At 42.5% G+C, this 17799-nt stretch carries 18 protein-coding genes; 7 read left to right on the top strand and 11 right to left on the bottom strand.

Annotated elements, in window-relative coordinates; translation table 11 throughout:
- Window positions 1–63: 63 nt before the first annotated feature.
- From O3652_RS04645 to argS, 3 genes are all read right to left on the bottom strand, one after another.
- A complete protein-coding gene (locus tag O3652_RS04645) occupies window positions 64–1326 on the bottom strand; it encodes an NRAMP family divalent metal transporter (RefSeq protein ID WP_198464302.1) in 1263 nt (420 codons plus the stop codon).
- Between the two features lie 198 nt (window positions 1327–1524).
- The gene (locus O3652_RS04640; RefSeq protein ID WP_033630439.1) at window positions 1525–1770 is read right to left on the bottom strand and encodes a hypothetical protein; all 246 of its coding nucleotides are present in this window, start codon (window positions 1768–1770) and stop codon (window positions 1525–1527) included.
- A 329-nt stretch (window positions 1771–2099) separates the two neighbouring features.
- Window positions 2100–3791 (bottom strand): arginine--tRNA ligase, encoded by a 1692-nt coding sequence (gene argS, locus O3652_RS04635; protein WP_371590111.1) that lies wholly within the window; start codon window positions 3789–3791, stop codon window positions 2100–2102.
- A 154-nt stretch (window positions 3792–3945) separates the two neighbouring features.
- Between argS and argR the strand changes: the two genes are divergently transcribed.
- Together argR and mutS are read left to right on the top strand one after the other, a co-directional pair.
- Complete coding sequence (argR, locus tag O3652_RS04630; RefSeq protein WP_001231483.1) at window positions 3946–4392, top strand: arginine repressor; 447 nt, start codon at window positions 3946–3948, stop codon at window positions 4390–4392.
- Between the two features lie 50 nt (window positions 4393–4442).
- On the top strand, window positions 4443–6977 hold the full coding sequence (gene mutS, locus O3652_RS04625; protein WP_371590110.1) for a DNA mismatch repair protein MutS: 2535 nt from the start codon (window positions 4443–4445) through the stop codon (window positions 6975–6977).
- 41 nt (window positions 6978–7018) lie between these two features.
- Here mutS and O3652_RS04620 read toward each other — a convergent pair whose 3' ends face one another.
- Together O3652_RS04620 and O3652_RS04615 are read right to left on the bottom strand one after the other, a co-directional pair.
- Window positions 7019–7477, bottom strand: a complete 459-nt coding sequence (locus O3652_RS04620) for a DUF3021 domain-containing protein (RefSeq protein WP_371590109.1) — start codon at window positions 7475–7477, stop codon at window positions 7019–7021.
- Window positions 7474–7914, bottom strand: coding sequence for a LytTR family DNA-binding domain-containing protein (locus O3652_RS04615; RefSeq protein ID WP_371590108.1), 441 nt, complete (start codon window positions 7912–7914; stop codon window positions 7474–7476). Before O3652_RS04615 ends, O3652_RS04620 begins: the two co-directional genes overlap by 4 nt.
- A 313-nt stretch (window positions 7915–8227) precedes the next feature.
- On the opposite strand from O3652_RS04615, the gene mutL reads away from it, so the two are divergent.
- The gene (gene mutL, locus O3652_RS04610; RefSeq protein WP_371590107.1) at window positions 8228–10177 is read left to right on the top strand and encodes a DNA mismatch repair endonuclease MutL; all 1950 of its coding nucleotides are present in this window, start codon (window positions 8228–8230) and stop codon (window positions 10175–10177) included.
- Between the two features lie 150 nt (window positions 10178–10327).
- Here the strand turns inward: mutL and O3652_RS04605 are convergent, their stop codons facing one another.
- A complete protein-coding gene (locus tag O3652_RS04605; RefSeq protein ID WP_371590142.1) occupies window positions 10328–10825 on the bottom strand; it encodes a helix-turn-helix domain-containing protein in 498 nt (165 codons plus the stop codon).
- 172 nt (window positions 10826–10997) lie between these two features.
- Between O3652_RS04605 and O3652_RS04600 the strand changes: the two genes are divergently transcribed.
- From O3652_RS04600 to O3652_RS04585, 4 genes are read left to right on the top strand one after another with little or no spacing between them, the layout of a single operon-like run.
- Complete coding sequence (locus tag O3652_RS04600) at window positions 10998–12230, top strand: MFS transporter (RefSeq protein WP_049484717.1); 1233 nt, start codon at window positions 10998–11000, stop codon at window positions 12228–12230.
- A 12-nt stretch (window positions 12231–12242) separates the two neighbouring features.
- The gene (gene ruvA / locus O3652_RS04595) at window positions 12243–12836 is read left to right on the top strand and encodes a Holliday junction branch migration protein RuvA (protein ID WP_125412501.1); all 594 of its coding nucleotides are present in this window, start codon (window positions 12243–12245) and stop codon (window positions 12834–12836) included.
- Window positions 12837–12845: 9 nt separating this feature from the next.
- The gene (locus tag O3652_RS04590; protein ID WP_042767655.1) at window positions 12846–13406 is read left to right on the top strand and encodes a DNA-3-methyladenine glycosylase I; all 561 of its coding nucleotides are present in this window, start codon (window positions 12846–12848) and stop codon (window positions 13404–13406) included.
- On the top strand, window positions 13407–14081 hold the full coding sequence (locus O3652_RS04585) for a CPBP family intramembrane glutamic endopeptidase (RefSeq protein ID WP_125328300.1): 675 nt from the start codon (window positions 13407–13409) through the stop codon (window positions 14079–14081).
- 71 nt (window positions 14082–14152) lie between these two features.
- Here O3652_RS04585 and O3652_RS04580 read toward each other — a convergent pair whose 3' ends face one another.
- The 5 genes from O3652_RS04580 to O3652_RS04560 form a co-directional block, all read right to left on the bottom strand.
- A complete protein-coding gene (locus O3652_RS04580) occupies window positions 14153–14416 on the bottom strand; it encodes a SemiSWEET family transporter (RefSeq protein ID WP_000166112.1) in 264 nt (87 codons plus the stop codon).
- Window positions 14417–14521: 105 nt separating this feature from the next.
- Window positions 14522–15556 carry a S66 peptidase family protein gene (locus tag O3652_RS04575; protein ID WP_125412497.1) on the bottom strand — a complete coding sequence of 345 codons (1035 nt, stop codon included), beginning with the start codon at window positions 15554–15556 and terminating at the stop codon, window positions 14522–14524.
- 168 nt (window positions 15557–15724) lie between these two features.
- Window positions 15725–16072: a TfoX/Sxy family protein gene (locus O3652_RS04570; RefSeq protein WP_084943247.1), complete on the bottom strand. Its 348-nt coding sequence runs from the start codon at window positions 16070–16072 to the stop codon at window positions 15725–15727.
- Between the two features lie 15 nt (window positions 16073–16087).
- Window positions 16088–16765, bottom strand: a complete 678-nt coding sequence (locus tag O3652_RS04565) for a DUF1129 domain-containing protein (protein ID WP_185755856.1) — start codon at window positions 16763–16765, stop codon at window positions 16088–16090.
- A gap of 11 nt (window positions 16766–16776) precedes the next feature.
- Window positions 16777–17721: a magnesium transporter CorA family protein gene (locus O3652_RS04560; protein ID WP_000815620.1), complete on the bottom strand. Its 945-nt coding sequence runs from the start codon at window positions 17719–17721 to the stop codon at window positions 16777–16779.
- Between the last annotated feature and the right edge of the window lie 78 nt (window positions 17722–17799).

The following is a 17799-nucleotide window of genomic DNA, read 5'->3' as shown; positions in this document are numbered from 1 at the left end:
TTGAGATTTTCAACTGCTTTTTGTGTATACAAAAAGCACCCTGTCAGGGTGCCATTTTATAAACTATCCTGCTTTTCCGATGGCAAGTGCATAGATAAAGAAAATAGCAAAGCCAAAGAGGAAAATCAATCCTGCGATAGCGAGGAGTTTTAGCCAAGAAGGAAGATTTTTATTTTCACGTGTCACCAAAACATAGTTCAAAAGAGCGAAGAATGGTGTTGTCAGGAAAGAACCGATCATGGCAAAGCGGAGCATGGTAGAAACTTGACCAGCAAAGAATTTAATAATTACGATACCAATGATAGCGGTAATGGTCATCCAGATGTTCAAAGATTTACGAGTATCCTCTTTTTGACGAATCAAGAGTCGTAGCGATTCCTGATTGACACGAGAGTAACCATCGATAACGGTGATGACTGTTCCAAAGATACAGAGAAAGGCGATAAAGGTAATCAAATAACGGGACCATTCTCCAAGAACAGAGGCATACATACCAACAAATTGAGAAATGTACTTGGCTGAAGCGGCTTCAACTGCCTGCCCGGTAGGATACTGAATCAGTGCTCCTAGTGCCACGAAGAATACAGCTAGGATAGCAGTTCCAATGTAACCAACGTTAAAGTCGAAAAGAGCGTCCGCTGTATTAAAGTTGACGGTCTTTTTCTTTTCAGCAGACCAGAGTGAATTGATGGCTGAAATTTCAATAGGAGCAGGCATCCATCCTAAGAGGGAAACGATGAAAGGGAGGGCCGCCATTTGCCAAGGTGTCTTTTCGACAAAATCAGAGCTGTATTCTGGATGTTTAATTGCTGCAATGATAACTGCAAGAACTGTTGCAATGGTCAAAGCAGACATGATCCATTTTGCCATACCATCCAACAGTTTGTAGCCACCAAAGAGTAGCATGGCCCAAATGACTGCAACAAGGATAAGGGACCATTGAGTGATGCTAAGACCGATCATTGGGAAAGCGCTAGCGATGATGGCTGAGCAAAGGATAGCGACTCCAGCTGTATTAACCATGGCAGAGAAGACGTTGAGGACAAAGAAAATCCAGAGATAGAGTTTCCCTTTTTCGGCATAACCTTCGACCAAGGTTTTACCAGTGTCGGCAGTATATTCGGCACCAAAACGGAAAAATGGATATTTAAAAACATTGGCCAAGATAACCAAGAGGAGTAGTGACCACCCATAAGAACCACCAGCTTGAGTAGAGGATACGATATGAGAACCTCCAACAGCAGCAGAAGCCATCAGGATTCCTGGCCCCATTGCCTTTAGTTTGCTTGCCCAGGTTGACTGGTTTGATAACGTAACTTGTGACATAATAAACGATCCTATTTTTGAATTTTCAGAATAATCTGAATATATAGCTACTATTCTACAAAAAACTTAAAAGAAATGCAAGGCCATTTTGAAAAAATATAGAAAATTACAGAAAAATTTTACATGCATTAATGAAATTTCTCCAAGGGGAATATGGTAAGCCTAAAAAATCCGAGAAGAAAGCTTCTCGGATTTTGATTATTTCAATTGATCTGTGACGTCTTTTGAGAGCAACATTCCCAGATGGTAAGTTTTATTGATATATGCAATGACATCATTGATATTTTCAGTCGTGTGAATTTTCTCTTTGATGTCAGACCTAAATGTCTCGTCCTTCAAGAGTTGCTCTTGGTATAGTCTTTGAAGTCTTTCCTTCTCGTACTTATTGAGCAGAAAAAGGAAAACCAAGCTAAGTACAACGAGGATATAAGCATATTGGCTCATAGGAAATCTCCCAGTGTGATAAATAGTAAAAGTGAATAAATTGTTTCATTGAACAGCTGCAAGGCCGAACAAAATATAAATGTTATTTTGCTCAATCGTTCGGATTGCTTTCAAGTAATTTAAAAGATTACGACATGAGCCTAACCAAATCGATATTATTTGGTTAGGTGAATTAGTGAAGCGCCAAGCCAAATCACTATAGTTACGACGTCATGGCCTCTAAATCGATTATATTTAGGGGCCATGACTAGTGAAGCGCCAAGCCAAAGTCCGAATAGGCTTTGGCGTTAGTTACTTAGATTGCTCTGCAATCAAGTAACTTTGGCGATTTACATCTTCTCCGGCGCTTCTACTCCGAGCAAACGAAGAGCTTCTTTGAGGACCACTGCGGTTGCGTAGCTGAGGGCTAGACGGCTGTCGCGCTCAGGACTTTCATCTAGGATACGTGTATGTGCATAGTACTTGTTGAAAGCTTGAGCCAAACTAATCGCAAATTTCGCAATGATAGAAGGTTCAAAGTTATCTGCTGCACGATTGATAATACGTGGAAAGTCTTGGAGTAGTTTAATGATTTCCCAGCTTTCAGCATCGTTCAGGCTGTAGTTGCCAGCGGTATCTGGTTTGAAATCGGCTTTGCGCAAGATAGATTGGATACGAGCGTAGGCGTATTGAACGTAAGGTCCAGTTTCTCCTTCAAAGGATACCATAGCTTCAAGGTCGAAGTCATATCCATTTGTACGGTCGGTCTTAAGATCATAGAACTTGATAGCCCCAACTCCAACAGCGTGGGCAACCTGGTCTTTATTTTCTAACTCAGGATTTTTCGCTTCGATTTGGGCCTTGGCACGACTAACAGCCTCTGCAATAGTAGGCTCTAGCAAGATGACATTTCCTTTACGAGTAGAGAGTTTTTTCCCTTCTTTTGTTACCAATCCAAACGGAACATGGACAATGTCTTGGAACCAATCGTAGCCCATCTCTTGTAGTACTGCCTTGAGTTGTTTGAAGTGGGCAGATTGCTCTTGACCAACAACATAGATGGATTTTGCAAATTGGTATTCCTTTTTACGGTAAAGGGCTGCAGCCAAGTCTCGTGTGATATAGAGAGTTGCACCATCAGATTTTTTGATAAGGGCTGGATGTTCAATTCCATATTTCTCAAGATTGACAACTTGAGCCCCTTCTGACTCAACAAGAAGTCCTTTTTCAGCGAGAATGTCTACAACAGCATCCATCTTATCGTTGTAGAAGGCTTCTCCGTTGTAGCTGTCAAATTCGACTTGTAATTCATTGTAAAGGCGGTTGAATTCCACTAAACTTTCATCACGGAACCATTGCCAGAGAGCTAAGGCTTCCTCGTCTCCATTTTCCAGTTTGCGGAACCATTCGCGTGCTTCTTCATCCAAGCTAGGGTCTTTTTCAGCTTCAGCATTGATGCGAACGTAGAGTTTAAGAAGTTCATCGATTGGATGCGCTTTAACGGCTTCCTCATTTCCCCATTTCTTGTAGGCAACGATCAGCATTCCAAACTGTTTGCCCCAGTCTCCCAAATGGTTGACCTTGACCGTTTGATAGCCGATTTTTTGGAAAATATGTGACAAGCTATCTCCGATAACCGTTGAGCGCAAGTGACCAATAGAGAATGGTTTTGCGATATTAGGACTAGACATGTCGATAACGATATTTTCTTTCTTGCCAATGGTTTGGTCGGCATAGTGCTCTTTTTCAGTGATAACATCCTGTAATACCTGAGCCGAAATAGCAGATTTATCAAGGAAAAAGTTGACGTAAGGTCCTGTAGCAACAACCTTTTCAAAGGCTTGACTATTGATTTTTTCAGCAATATCTGTTGCAATCATTTGAGGAGCTTTACGCTCGACTTTTGCTAGAGAAAAGGCAGGGAAGGCGATGTCTCCCATTTCTGAGTTTTTAGGTGTTTCCAGTAAATTTAAAATAGCCTCTTGGTCCAGGCTATCAACGACGCTAGCCAACTCGCTAGCAATCAATTCTTTTGTATTCATAAGGGCTCCTTTTGGGCTTTTTTACTATTTTAACACAATTTACTACATTTTTTGAGAAAGAAAAGAATTTTTTTGAATTATCTAGTTTTTTTGGTATAATGTAGTTATAAAATAAATGTAAAACTTGTTATAAATATTCACTTAAGAGGATAATATGAGAAAAAGAGAACGGCATCAATTGATTAAAAAGATGATCACCGAAGAAAAACTTGGGACACAAAAAGAGATTCAAGATCGTTTAGAAGCTCGTAATGTTTATGTGACACAAACGACTTTGTCGCGTGATTTGCGTGAAATCGGCTTGACCAAGGTTAAGAAAAATGATATGGTGTATTATGTACTAGCAAATGAGACAGATAAGATTGATTTAGTTGAGTTTTTGTCTCATCACTTAGAAGGTGTTGCAAGAGCAGAGTTCACCTTGGTACTTCATACCAAACTTGGGGAAGCTGCAGTCTTAGCAAACATTGTAGATGCAAACAAGGATGAATGGATTTTAGGAACGGTTGCTGGTGCTAATACCTTATTGGTTATTTGTCGAGACCAGCACGTTGCCAAGCTGATGGAAGATCGTTTGCTAGATTTGATGAAAGATAAATAAGGTCTTGGGAGGTGCTCTCAAGACTTATTTTTAGCAAGGAGAGACGGAAAATGGCAACAGAAAAGCTATCACCCGGCATGCAACAGTATGTGGATATTAAGAAACAATACCCAGATGCTTTTTTGCTTTTTCGAATGGGTGATTTTTACGAGTTGTTCTATGAAGATGCAATTAATGCAGCACAGATTTTAGAAATTTCCTTAACGAGTCGGAATAAAAATGCAGAAAATCCGATACCTATGGCGGGCGTCCCCTATCATTCTGCCCAGCAGTATATCGATGTTCTGATTGAGCAGGGCTATAAGGTAGCCATAGCCGAGCAGATGGAAGATCCCAAACAAGCAGTTGGTGTTGTCAAGCGAGAGGTGGTCCAGGTCATCACACCTGGAACGGTCGTTGATAGCAGTAAGCCGGATAGTCAGAATAATTTCTTGGTTTCCTTAGATTGTGATGGCAATCAATTTGGTCTGGCTTATATGGATTTGGTGACGGGTGACTTTTATGTGACGGGGCTATTGGATTTCACGTTGGTTTGTGGGGAAGTCCGTAACCTCAAGGCGCGAGAAGTGGTGCTGGGTTATGACTTGTCTGAGGAAGAAGAACAAATTCTCAGTCGCCAGATGAATCTGGTGCTTTCCTATGAGAAGGAAGGCTTTGAGGACCTTCATTTACTGGATTCACGTTTGGCAGCTGTGGAGCAAGCGGCAGCTAGTAAGCTCCTCCAGTATGTTCACCGTACCCAGATGCGAGAATTGAACCATCTCAAACCAGTTATCCGCTATGAAATTAAAGATTTCTTGCAGATGGATTATGCGACCAAGGCTAGTCTGGATTTGGTTGAGAATGCCCGTTCAGGCAAGAAGCAGGGGAGTCTTTTCTGGCTTTTGGATGAAACCAAAACAGCTATGGGCATGCGGCTCTTGCGCTCTTGGATCCATCGTCCCTTGATTGATAAGGAACGAATCATCCAACGTCAAGAGGTGGTGCAAGTCTTTCTTGACCACTTCTTTGAGCGTAGTGATTTAACGGACAGTCTCAAGGGTGTTTATGATATCGAACGTTTGGCTAGCCGAGTTTCTTTTGGCAAGACCAATCCAAAGGATCTCTTGCAGTTGGCGACCACCTTATCTAGTGTACCACGGATTCGTGCGATTTTAGAAGGCATGGAGCAGCCTGCTCTGGGCTATCTTATCGCACAGTTGGATGCCATTCCTGAGTTGGAGAGCTTGATTAGCGCAGCGATTGCTCCTGAAGCTCCTCACGTGATTACGGAAGGTGGCATTATCCGTACGGGATTTGATGAGACCTTGGATAAATACCGCCGAGTGCTCAGAGAAGGGACCAGCTGGATTGCAGAGATTGAGGCTAAGGAGCGGGAAAACTCTGGCATCAGCACGCTCAAGATCGACTACAATAAAAAAGATGGTTACTATTTCCATGTGACCAATTCGCAACTGGGAAATGTTCCAGCCCACTTTTTCCGCAAGGCAACGCTGAAAAACTCGGAACGCTTTGGGACAGAGGAGTTAGCCCGTATCGAGGGAGATATGCTGGAGGCGCGTGAGAAGTCAGCCAACCTAGAGTATGAAATCTTTATGCGCATCCGTGAGGAAGTCAGCAAGTACATCCAGCGTTTGCAGGCTCTAGCCCAAGGAATTGCAACGGTTGATGTCTTGCAAAGTCTCGCAGTTGTGGCTGAAACCCAGCATTTGATCAGACCTGAGTTTGGAGAGGATTCACAAATAGATATCCAAAAAGGGCGCCATGCTGTCGTCGAAAAGGTCATGGGAGCTCAGACCTACATTCCAAACAGTATCCAGATGGCAGAAGATACCAGTATTCAGCTAATCACAGGGCCTAACATGAGCGGGAAGTCAACCTACATGCGCCAGTTAGCCATGACGGCGGTGATGGCCCAGCTGGGTTCTTATGTGCCGGCAGAAAGCGCCCATTTGCCTATCTTCGATGCTATCTTTACCCGTATCGGAGCAGCAGATGACTTGGTTTCAGGTCAATCAACCTTTATGGTGGAGATGATGGAGGCCAACAATGCCATTTCGCATGCGACCAAGGACTCCTTGATTCTCTTTGATGAATTGGGACGCGGAACTGCAACTTATGACGGGATGGCTCTTGCCCAATCCATCATCGAATACATTCATGAACATATCGGAGCTAAAACCCTCTTTGCGACCCACTACCATGAGTTGACCAGTCTGGAGTCCAGTTTGGAACACTTGGTCAATGTCCACGTGGCAACCTTGGAGCAGAATGGGCAGGTCACCTTCCTTCACAAGATCGAACCAGGACCAGCTGACAAATCCTATGGTATCCACGTTGCTAAGATTGCTGGCTTGCCAGCAGAACTTTTAGCAAGGGCGGATAAAATATTGGCTCAACTGGAGAATCAAGGGACGGGAAGTCCTGCGCCGATGAGACAAATAAGTGCTGTTACAGAGCAGATGTCACTCTTTGATACCCCTGAAGAGCATCCTATTCTAGCAGAATTAGCTAAACTGGATGTGTACAATATGACACCGATGCAGGCTATGAATGTCTTGGTCGAGCTCAAACAAAAGTTATAAAAAAATCCCACTCACATTTTTGTGAGTGGGATTTTTCTCTATTACTTTTTATGGGCCAAGAGTTGATTGATGTGGTCCACTTTTTTTGCTTCTCTTTTATAGAGAATAGCCCAGATGATGAGGTAGACAATCGCAAACTCTGGAATGAGCTGGAGATAGAAGGTCCAGTGGAAGGGGAACCAACCAGCCAGAGTTGCCAGTGGGACAAAGCCAGCCAGCATAAGGAAGAAATGGGAAAGTGTGGCACGGAGCAAGCTCCAGTCACGGCTGAATAAGCGACTGCCAAAGCTAAAGAGAACGCCGATAGCTGACCAGATGATCATGCAGTAGAGCAAGACTAGAGCACCGTGAACCTGATGTTGAGCCATCACTTGGCCGATCAGAGACTCGGGGCTCAGTGGGGAATAGGTATTTGGTGCATAAATGAGTGAAAAGAGGATAGAGAGGATGAGGCCGATGAGTACACCAGCGGCTGCATCGTGAAAGATTTGTTTTTTCATAGTTCTAATTTCTCCTTGATGGTTTTTAGGTAACGGCGTGAAGAGTAGGTGAAGCTTTCGTTTTTTAAGAAAATTTCAACCAGACCGTTGGGCGTGAGTTTGAGATGAGAGATAGAGTCGATATTGACGATTTCAGATTGGGAAATTTGGATAAAAGTGGTCGGCAGAATGTCAAGAACTTGATAGAGACGCAAATCAATGGTATAGGTCTGAGATGCAGTTTCTGCTAGAACCTTTCGATTCTCGATATAGAAGCGTTGTATCTTACAAATCTTAACTAGATAGACCTGATCATCAATCTTTCCTTTGATTGTTTCTTTTTGGTCAAGATTTTCAGCGAACTCGATGACTTTCTGGACTTTTTCGGTCGGCTGAGGAGTTTGGACAATCAGCTTTTCCTCCTCATAAGTCTCCTTAATCTGTAGTTCTACTTTCATAAATTTCCCTTCTTACATTTTATACAAGGTTAATCTCACTTCTTGTACACCTTTATTAATACTCTTCAAAAATCAAATTCAAACCACGTCAGCGTCGTCTTGCCGTACTAAAGTACTGTCTGCGCCTAGCTTTCTAGTTTGCTCTTTGATTTTTATTGAGTATACCACTATTTTACGACCCATGGCAAGAGCTTTTGTCTATGTGGATAGATTTGGAGTCTATGTGGTATTTGCTTTTTCTGGTAACATCTGAAATATGGTATAATAGCACTAATCAATTTCTAGGAAAATAGATACAGAAAGGGGCTGAAAGATGTCTCATATTATTGAATTGCCAGAAGTGTTGGCAAACCAGATCGCGGCTGGAGAGGTCATTGAACGTCCTGCTAGCGTGGTCAAAGAGTTGGTAGAAAATGCCATTGATGCGGGTTCTAGTCAGATTATCATTGAGATTGAGGAAGCTGGTCTCAAGAAAATCCAAATCACTGATAATGGTCATGGAATTGCCCACGATGAGGTGGAATTGGCCCTGCGTCGTCATGCGACCAGTAAGATAAAAAATCAAGCAGATCTCTTTCGGATTCGGACGCTCGGCTTTCGAGGTGAAGCCCTGCCTTCTATCGCTTCTGTTAGTGTGCTGACTCTGTTGACGGCGGTGGATGGTGCGAGTCATGGGACCAAGCTCGTTGCGCGTGGGGGTGAAGTTGAGGAAGTCATCCCAGCGACTAGTCCTGTGGGGACCAAAGTTTGTGTGGAGGACCTCTTTTTCAACACACCTGCACGTCTCAAGTATATGAAGAGCCAGCAAGCGGAGTTGTCTCATATCATTGATATTGTCAACCGTCTGGGCTTGGCTCATCCTGAGATTTCTTTTAGTTTAATCAGTGATGGAAAGGAAATGACGCGGACAGCAGGGACTGGTCAACTGCGACAAGCAATCGCAGGAATTTATGGTTTGGCAAGTGCCAAGAAGATGATTGAAATTGAGAACTCTGACTTAGATTTCGAAATTACAGGTTTTGTGTCTCTGCCTGAGTTAACCCGAGCAAACCGTAACTATATCAGTCTCTTCATTAATGGGCGTTATATCAAGAACTTTCTGCTCAACCGTGCTATTCTTGACGGTTATGGAAGCAAGCTCATGGTAGGGCGTTTTCCACTGGCTGTCATTCACATCCATATCGACCCCTATCTAGCTGATGTCAATGTGCATCCAACCAAACAAGAAGTGCGAATTTCCATGGAAAGAGAGCTAATGGCGCTGCTTTCAGAGGCTATTTCAAATAGTCTCAAGGAACAAGCCTTGATTCCTGATGCCTTGGAAAATCTTGCCAAGTCGACCGTGCGTAATCGTCAAAAGGTGGAGCAAACTACTCTCCCACTCAAAGAAAATACGCTCTACTATGAAAAAACAGAGGAAATTAGACCTAGTCAAGCTGAGGTGGCTGATCATCAGGTTGAATTAACTGAGGAAGGTAGGGATCTAACCCTGTTTGCTAAAGAAACTTTGGACCAATTGACTAAGCCAGCAAAACTGCATTTTGCAGAGAGAAAGCCTGCTAACTATGGCCAATTAGATCATCCAGAGTTAGACCTAGCTAGTCTCGATAAGGCTTATGACAAGCTGGAGCGAGAAGAAGCATCCAGCTTCCCAGAGTTGGAGTTTTTCGGACAAATGCACGGGACTTATCTCTTTGCCCAAGGGCGAGATGGACTCTACATCATAGACCAACATGCGGCGCAGGAACGAGTTAAGTACGAGGAATACCGTGAAAGCATCGGCAATGTTGACCAGAGCCAGCAGCAACTCCTAGTGCCCTACATCTTTGAATTTCCTGCGGATGATGCTCTTCGTCTCAAGGAAAGAATGGCACTTTTAGAGGAAGTAGGCGTCTTTCTAGCAGAGTACGGAGAAAATCAATTCATCCTGCGTGAACATCCTATTTGGATGGCAGAAGAAGAGATTGAGTCAGGTATCTATGAAATGTGTGACATGCTGCTCTTGACAAAGGAAGTTTCGATTAAGAAATACCGAGCAGAGTTGGCTATTATGATGTCCTGCAAACGGTCTATCAAGGCCAACCATCGTATCGATGACCATTCAGCCAGACAACTCCTTTATCAGCTCTCTCAATGCGACAACCCATATAACTGTCCCCATGGCCGTCCTGTTTTGGTGCATTTCACTAAGTCGGATATGGAAAAGATGTTCCGACGCATTCAGGAGAATCATACCAGCCTACGAGAGTTGGGAAAATATTAAGAACACAAAAAGCCTTTGTTCTTTTAGAACAAGGCTTTTTAGTTTTTCTAAGGTGGGAACTTGATTGGACATGGGCAACTTGACATGAGGTTTACACTTGCTTGACAAGACCAGTCCTATAAAAGTAATGAGAAATATGATTCAATTGATTCAAGGCTTTGTAGAGTCGTCATTGTCTGAAGGAGTCTCAAGACCAATGACCTTATCAAGATAACGTTGTTTGGTTTTGAGAGCCTTATTGATAGCGACAGCAGAAGCGATTAAGAGAACGAAGGTCAGCCAGATCCAAGCGGTGAATTCGGCTGGGAAACTAGAACCAGCTAAAAAGAGATAGATAGTCAGAGCCAATACAAAGACATAAATCACCTGCCAGAGACCATAGGATTTAACCTCTTTATAGTATTTGTCCTTGTCTTCCTCCAAGATCACTTCCGAGGAACCTTTTTCAGAGTTTTCATCCAGTAGTAGATAGTCAGTTGTCACTTGAAAAATCTTGCTTAATTCAATAATTTTTTCGATTTCGGGAAGGACTTGTCCAGACTCCCATTTGGAGATACTCTGCCGAGAAACATCGATTTGTTCTGCAAGCTTCTCTTGGGACCAACCTTTTTCCTTTCTGAGCTCAAATAGTTTTTCTGCGAGTTTCATCATTCTATCCTCCTTTTTCTACTTTTATCCTAACAATTTTTACTTATAATGAGAATACAATCTCCTGTACTATTTGTCAACCAGAGGGTGCACCTTTTGTTGCAGTCTGTCTCGGGGAAATATGATATACTAGGTAAGAAAAAGCGAAGAAATTATGAAAAAGGAATGAAAGATGAAAGAATTTTTTGCCCTCCCCAAGCAAATTCAAATGCGGGAATGGATGAGCTTTGTAGCACGGATTTTAGAGAGTGCCATTACTCCTTTTATGGCCATGTACTATGTTCAATATTTTGGAGCCTTTTGGGCGGGGTTATTGATGATCACAACCAAACTCATTGGTTTTTTAGCTGGACTGTATGGTGGACATTTGGCGGATCTTTGGGGACGTAAGAAAGTCATTGACTGGGGAAACTTTGGTCTTGCTAGTGGCTACTTTCTTGTGCTGCTGGCAAATATGCCTAATCATATTTTTCCCTTTTTGACTTTTGTCGGAATGTTGCTGGCAGAGACCGCAGGAACTTTCTCTTGGCCGGCTATTGATGCGATGATTATTGATTTGACCGACGAGCAAAATCGCCGTTTCGTTTATACGATTAGTTATTGGTTTGTCAATGTATCCGTTATGTTAGGAGCAGGGCTTGCAGGTTTCTTTTACGACCACCATTTTTTTGAGCTACTTCTGGTTTTGACGGTGATTAGCTTCTTGAATTTTTTCCTCGCTTGGAAATATTTTTCAGAAAGCAAGCCAGCTAATCTGGTCTTTGAGCATGGTAGCAGTCCTTTGGCAACTGTGAAAAATTATGTTTCTGTTTTTCAGGACAAAATTTTCCTACTTTATACGTTAGGGACTGTATTTAATGGTGTTATCTGGTTGCAAATTGACAATTATATACCCGTTCATTTGAAAGAGTCATTCATCGCGAGTAGTGTTTTCGGTATTCATATTTCAGGAGCTAAGATGCTCAGTATCATGGTTTTTATCAATACCCTGATTATTGTTTGCTTCATAACGACTGCCAATCGTTTGACCAAGGAAATGAAGATCATACCGCAGTTTTTATTGGGAAGTATTATCTTTGACTTGGGTATGCTTTTCACCATTGTCTTCAGGAGTTTCTGGGCTCTGTTTTTGCTAGCCATTCTCTATACTATGGGGGAACTCATCTGCATGCCGCCAAGCCAAGTTTTGCGGGCGGAAATGATGAATGAGAATAAGCTCGGAACCTACTCAGGTTTCCTTAATATGGCGCAGCCTTTAGCGTCTATTTTAGCGGGGGCGATGATTTCTATCAGCGCTGCAACAGGTGCTGTAGGTGTTTGGCTCGTTTTTATTGTGTGTGCAGTACTTGGGCTGCTTCTTATCATCAGAGCAGCGCATTTACACGGAATTGCAAATCAATTATAGAAAGTGAAAATAATGTACGAATATTTTAAAGGAATCATCAGTAAAATTACAGCCAAGTACATCGTATTGGAAGTCAACTCTATCGGCTATATCTTGCATGTAGCCAATCCCTATGCTTATTCAGGGCATCTTCATCAGGAAACCAAGGTCTATGTGCACCAGGTGGTGAGAGAAGACGCGGAGCTTCTGTACGGCTTTGCGACCGAGGAGGAGAAGCAACTTTTTCTCAGCTTGATTTCAGTCTCAGGTATTGGCCCAGTGTCTGCTCTGGCTATTATTGCGGCTGATGATAATGCCGGCTTAGTGCAAGCCATTGAGCAGAAAAACATCACCTACCTGACCAAGTTTCCTAAGATTGGTAAGAAAACAGCCCAGCAGATGGTGCTGGACTTGGAAGGCAAGGTAGTAGTTGCAGGAGATGACCTTCCTGCCAAGGTGGCAGTGCAAGCTAGCGCTAAAAACCAAGAACTGGAAGAAGCTATGGAGGCCATGCTGGCACTGGGCTACAAGGCGACTGAACTTAAGAAAATCAAGAAATTCTTTGAAGGAACGACAGATACAGCAGAGAACTATATCAAGTCTGCCCTCAAGATGTTGGTCAAATAGGAGAATAAGATGCCGAAACGCTGTGGTTGGGTTAAAATGAATAACCCCTTATATGTAGCCTATCATGACGAAGAGTGGGGACATGCTCTTCATGATGACCGCGCCCTTTTTGAGTTGCTTTGTTTGGAGACATACCAGTCGGGCCTATCTTGGGAAACAGTTCTAAATAAGCGAAAAGGATTCCGAGAAGTCTTTCATTTTTATGATGCCCAGAAAATTGCTCAGATGACGGATGCGCAGTTGGAAGCCTTGTTAGACAATCCAGCCATCATCCGAAATCGTGCCAAGATTTTTGCTACGCGTGCCAATGCCCAAGCATTTTTACAAGTTCAGGAAGCATATGGCTCCTTTGATGCCTATCTCTGGTCTTTTGTTGAGGGAAAAACGATCGTGAATGATGTTCCTGACTATCACCTAGCACCTGCTAAAACAGCCTTGTCTGAAAAGTTATCTCAAGATCTCAAAAAACGAGGCTTCAAGTTCACAGGTCCCGTTGCAGTCTTGTCATTTCTACAAGCTGCAGGGTTAGTTGATGACCACGAGAATGATTGTGAGTGGAAGGGGAATTAAATGATGTCTAACAAAAATAAGGGAATTCTGATTTTTGCGATTCTCTATACAGTTCTCTTTGTATTTGATGGAGTTAAATTGCTGGCTTTCTTGATGCCATCTGCTATTGCAAATTATCTAGTTTATGTAGTACTAGCTCTATATGGCTCTTTCTTGTTTAAGGATCGATTGATCAAACAATGGGATGAGATTAGAAAGACTAAAAGGAAATTCTTCTTTTGCGTCTTAACAGGATGGCTCTTTCTCTTTCTGATGACTTTTGTCTTTGAATTTGTATCAGAGATGTTGAAGCAGTTTTTTGGGCTAGTCGGACAAGGTCTAAACCAGTCGAATATTCAAAGTACCTTTCAAGAACAACCAATACTGATAGCAGTTTTCGCCTGTATCATAGGACCTTTTGTGGAAGAACTCTTTTTCCGTCAGCTCTTGTTACATCACTTGCAGAAACGTCTGTCAAGTTGGCTAAGCATTCTTCTGGTAGGACTTGTTTTTGCTCTGACTCATATGCACAGTTTGGCTTTATCAGAGTGGGTCAGTGCAGTCGGTTATCTAGGTGGAGGCATTGCCTTTTCTATCATCTATGTGAAAGAAAAAGAGAATATTTATTATCCTCTAGTTGTTCATATGTTAGGCAATAGCCTTCCCTTGATTATTTTAGTTATCAGTAGTATGTGACGTTTTAGTAGTTATACAAGAGAAAAAGCTGAGAATCTCCTCTCAGCTTTTTGATTATATGCTAGTAATTTTTATAGTGCAGTGAGAAATGTCAGTCCACCTAAGACAACGCCAGCTGAGTTTGGAATAATTAGTATCCAATCCTTCTTAGGTTCTTTTGTCCATCCGTAAATAACCCAAATTAAACAAGATACTGCTGCGGATAAAGGCTGGAATGGTTGAGCTTTGTTGCCTTGTAAATTGGCAAAAATTTGTGGGATGTAGGCGATAAATACAATAATCCCGATAAAGGCCCCGATTGAACCGACAATTTGATTTATTTTTTGTTTAGTCATATATACCTCCTTCAAAAAGATATCATAAAAATAAGCAAAATGCAATAAATTCAGACACAAATTGTAACGAAAATCAATACCAAAGCACAAAAATGGAGAAATTGTTTATTTTTTGTTATAGTCAAAGCGAATGACTTGCTCCTGTGCATCTACATAGGCATGGACGCCAAAGGGAACAATGGCTCTTGGCGTTGCGTGGCCGACATTTAGATTATAGACAATCGGGATATTGTTATCAATGATATCCAATAGTGCTTCCTTATAGTCGTCATAGAAGGTTTCATCCATTGGCTTTCCGACCAAGAGTCCGCTGATGACCTCAAATACCCCAGTTTCTTTCAAAGTCTGCACCATCTGTTTGAAGTTTTCCGGCTCAGGCTTTTCTTGGCTTGTTTCTAGCAAGAGGATTTTTCCTTCCCAGTCGGTTAAGTCAGGGAAGAGTTTGTACTTTTGGCAGAGCTCCGTGCTGTCTGCGTATCGAGAGTTGTCAAAGATATCATAGAGAGACTCAAGACAACCACCGAGGATTTCTCCCTCAAACTGAGCATTGCCTTGTAACAAGTCAAAACCAGTATTTACATGGCTGACACGAGGTGTTCCCAAAGCTTTGGGACTGAAGTCAGTTCTTTCCTCATACCAAACGTCACTAGGTCGAATCTCTGAGATTCTTCCCGTCTCAATCAATTCTTTGAAGTAGTGGAGGCTATATGGCAACATTTCTTTGTCTAACTCACAAATGTCTGCTAGAAATGATTGGCCGTAAAAAGTCTTGATTCCTAGTTTATGCAACATAAGGTGGTTCATGGTTGTATCCGAGAAGCCAAGAAAAATCTTTGGTTTAATAACCTTTTGGAGTTGGTTATTTTCAAAAAGATAAGGTAGCAAGCGATAGGTATCATCTCCACCGATGGCGCAGAGGATCATGTCGATTCTATCGTCCGAAAAGGCCTGCATCAAATCCTCTGCACGCGCCTCAGGATGGTCCTTGATAAAGTCTAAACCTTTTAGCGAATGGGGCAAAAAGATAGGATTGAGTCCCAGATCCTTGAGACGTTGGACACCTAGGTCCACTTCGTGTTTGACAAAGTCCTCTCCGATAATGCCACTAGACAAGCTCACGATACCAATAGTAGAAACCATATCTCATCCTCCTAGAAATTGATTGTTCCTATTTTATCATAAAAGATGAGAGAAAACGATAGAGATTAGAGTCAGAAGTTCTATTGGATATCAAGAAAGCAAGAAAAAAAGCAACCGCCGGAGCAGTTGCTTTTCGTTTTTCTAATCTCTAATCTCACTAGATATGAGTTACTTGGTCAACTCTTGATTATAGGAGAGGGCTAAATCAATCCAGTAAGGCAGTTCTTTTTGACCTTCGATATCTAGGTCTATATAGCCATGATAAGGTCGCCCTCTCATCAATGTAGTATGGGCTCCTGTTCGGGGTAGAACTTGCTTTTCCGTTTCTTTGCCTATTCTCACCATAACCAGCTCGTTCTTTCTGGAACTGACTGTAAGAACCATTTTCCCACGAATCATAAAGGCCAGGCCACCAAACAGTTTCTTTTCTTCTAGCTCTTCTTCAAAAATTTGGGGAGGAAGTTTGAGTGCTAGGATTTTTCGAATCTGCTGAGCTAAAGATTGACTATATGCCATAGCTTTTCACTTTTCTTAATAACGTGATGGGCCCGCGCTTGCGCTTCGGATATTGAAGCGTTTCTTGAGATAGAAGCGAAGAGCGAGAAGGGCTGCTCCTAGGACAGCCAAAGGCAGTGGAGCAAGGATTGGATTGAGAGCTGCTGGAAGGAAGCTTGTTGCGAAGAAGACAGCCAACCAGAGAAGCATAGCAGCGAGGATGACGAGGATTGATTTCCAGAAAGGAGGGCGCTGGCTACGATCTGTGTCGGGTCCATAATACTGGTAGACAAAGTAGTACATCAAGTAGAAGGCCACCCCTCCAACAAGCCCAACCAACAAGAGGGTAATCAACCCATAACCAATAGCCTGATCTGTAGAGAAGAAGGTAGTTAGAGCGCTAACCAATGCAAAGAGACTGGTGATAAAAAGGGCTGAGTCCATAATCATGAGTTTTGGATCGTCATTTTCTTTTGGATGCTCTTTTTCATATTGCTCCTTGACAGTGAAGCTGTGAGCCCAGTGGGTTGGAGCCCCGTAGAGGGAACGCGCTGTCGTTCCTTTGGCTTGCTCTTCAAGGATTTTAGGAATGACTTCCTCAAAGACAGCCTTGATTTCAGCATCTGTTTTGCCATCTTTGATAAATTGCTGGGTAGCAATATGGATAAACTCTTGGTTTTTCTTAGTTAATTTTTGTAGATCAATCTGAGACATAGGGATTCCTCTTAGAACCATTTTTTATGGATGAGATAGAGAGTGAGCGAAACACTCATAGCAAAGGCGATAAAGACGATTAACCAGAAGGCGTGAGGCTCACCGTTCAGAGGGATTTCATTATCCTTGAAGTTCATCCCGTAGGCTGAGAAGATCATGGTTGGGACAGACATGACAATGGTCACGAGAGCCAGAGTTTTCATAATGTTGTTCTGGTTGTTGGAAATGATAGAGGCAAAGGTCTCTGTCATAGAGTGAAGGACATTTCCATAGATATCTGCCATCTCGATGGCCTGTTGGGTTTCAATCAGAGTGTCTTCGAGTAGGTCTTCGTCTTCTAGGTATTTCTTGATATTGCTAGTTGCGCTAGTCAATTTCTTAATCACGCGCTCGTTCGTCTTAAGTGAGGCCTTGAAATAGACGATGGTCTTTTCCAATTCCATGAGCTCGATCAGCTCTTCGTTTCGAGTAGACTTGTGAAGTTGACTTTCGATTTGTTCACTCTTACGGTCGATCGAACGAAGGGCTGTAAGGTAAAGCTCTGCGTTGCGGTAGAGAATCTGGAAGATAAAGCGTGAACGCATGAAGGTGTAAAAGTTGCGCAGTCTACGGTTGATAAAGACATCGAGAACGGGGAGGGATTCCAAGCAGGTGGTGATAATGGTTTCCTCTGTGATGATAATCCCCAGCGGAATCGTAACGTAGTAGGTACGATTGTTTCTTTCTTCTGTGATGGGAACGTCCACGATAATCAAAGTGTACTCATCTTCGATGGTAATACGGGACATTTCTTCCGCATCGAGTGGTGCTCGAAGGTCGGCAATGTCAATGTCGAAGGCGTTAGCGATTTCCAACGATTCATTTTGTGTAGGATTGACGAGGTTGATCCAAGTACCCGGTTCAAGCGTGTCGATCTCTTTAAATTCAGTTGTTGTTGAGAGAAAAACTTGTTTCATATCCCCTATCCTTTCCTACTATTTCAGTGATTCATTTTTTGCACCGTACTATTATACTATAAAAACAGCTTTTTGGGT

Origin of the sequence: Streptococcus sp. 27098_8_23, assembly GCF_041432195.1 — a bacterium.
Taxonomy (GTDB): Bacteria; Bacillota; Bacilli; order Lactobacillales; family Streptococcaceae; genus Streptococcus.
Note: the sequence above shows the minus strand (reverse complement) of the source record. Positions and strands in the feature narration are given on the sequence as shown.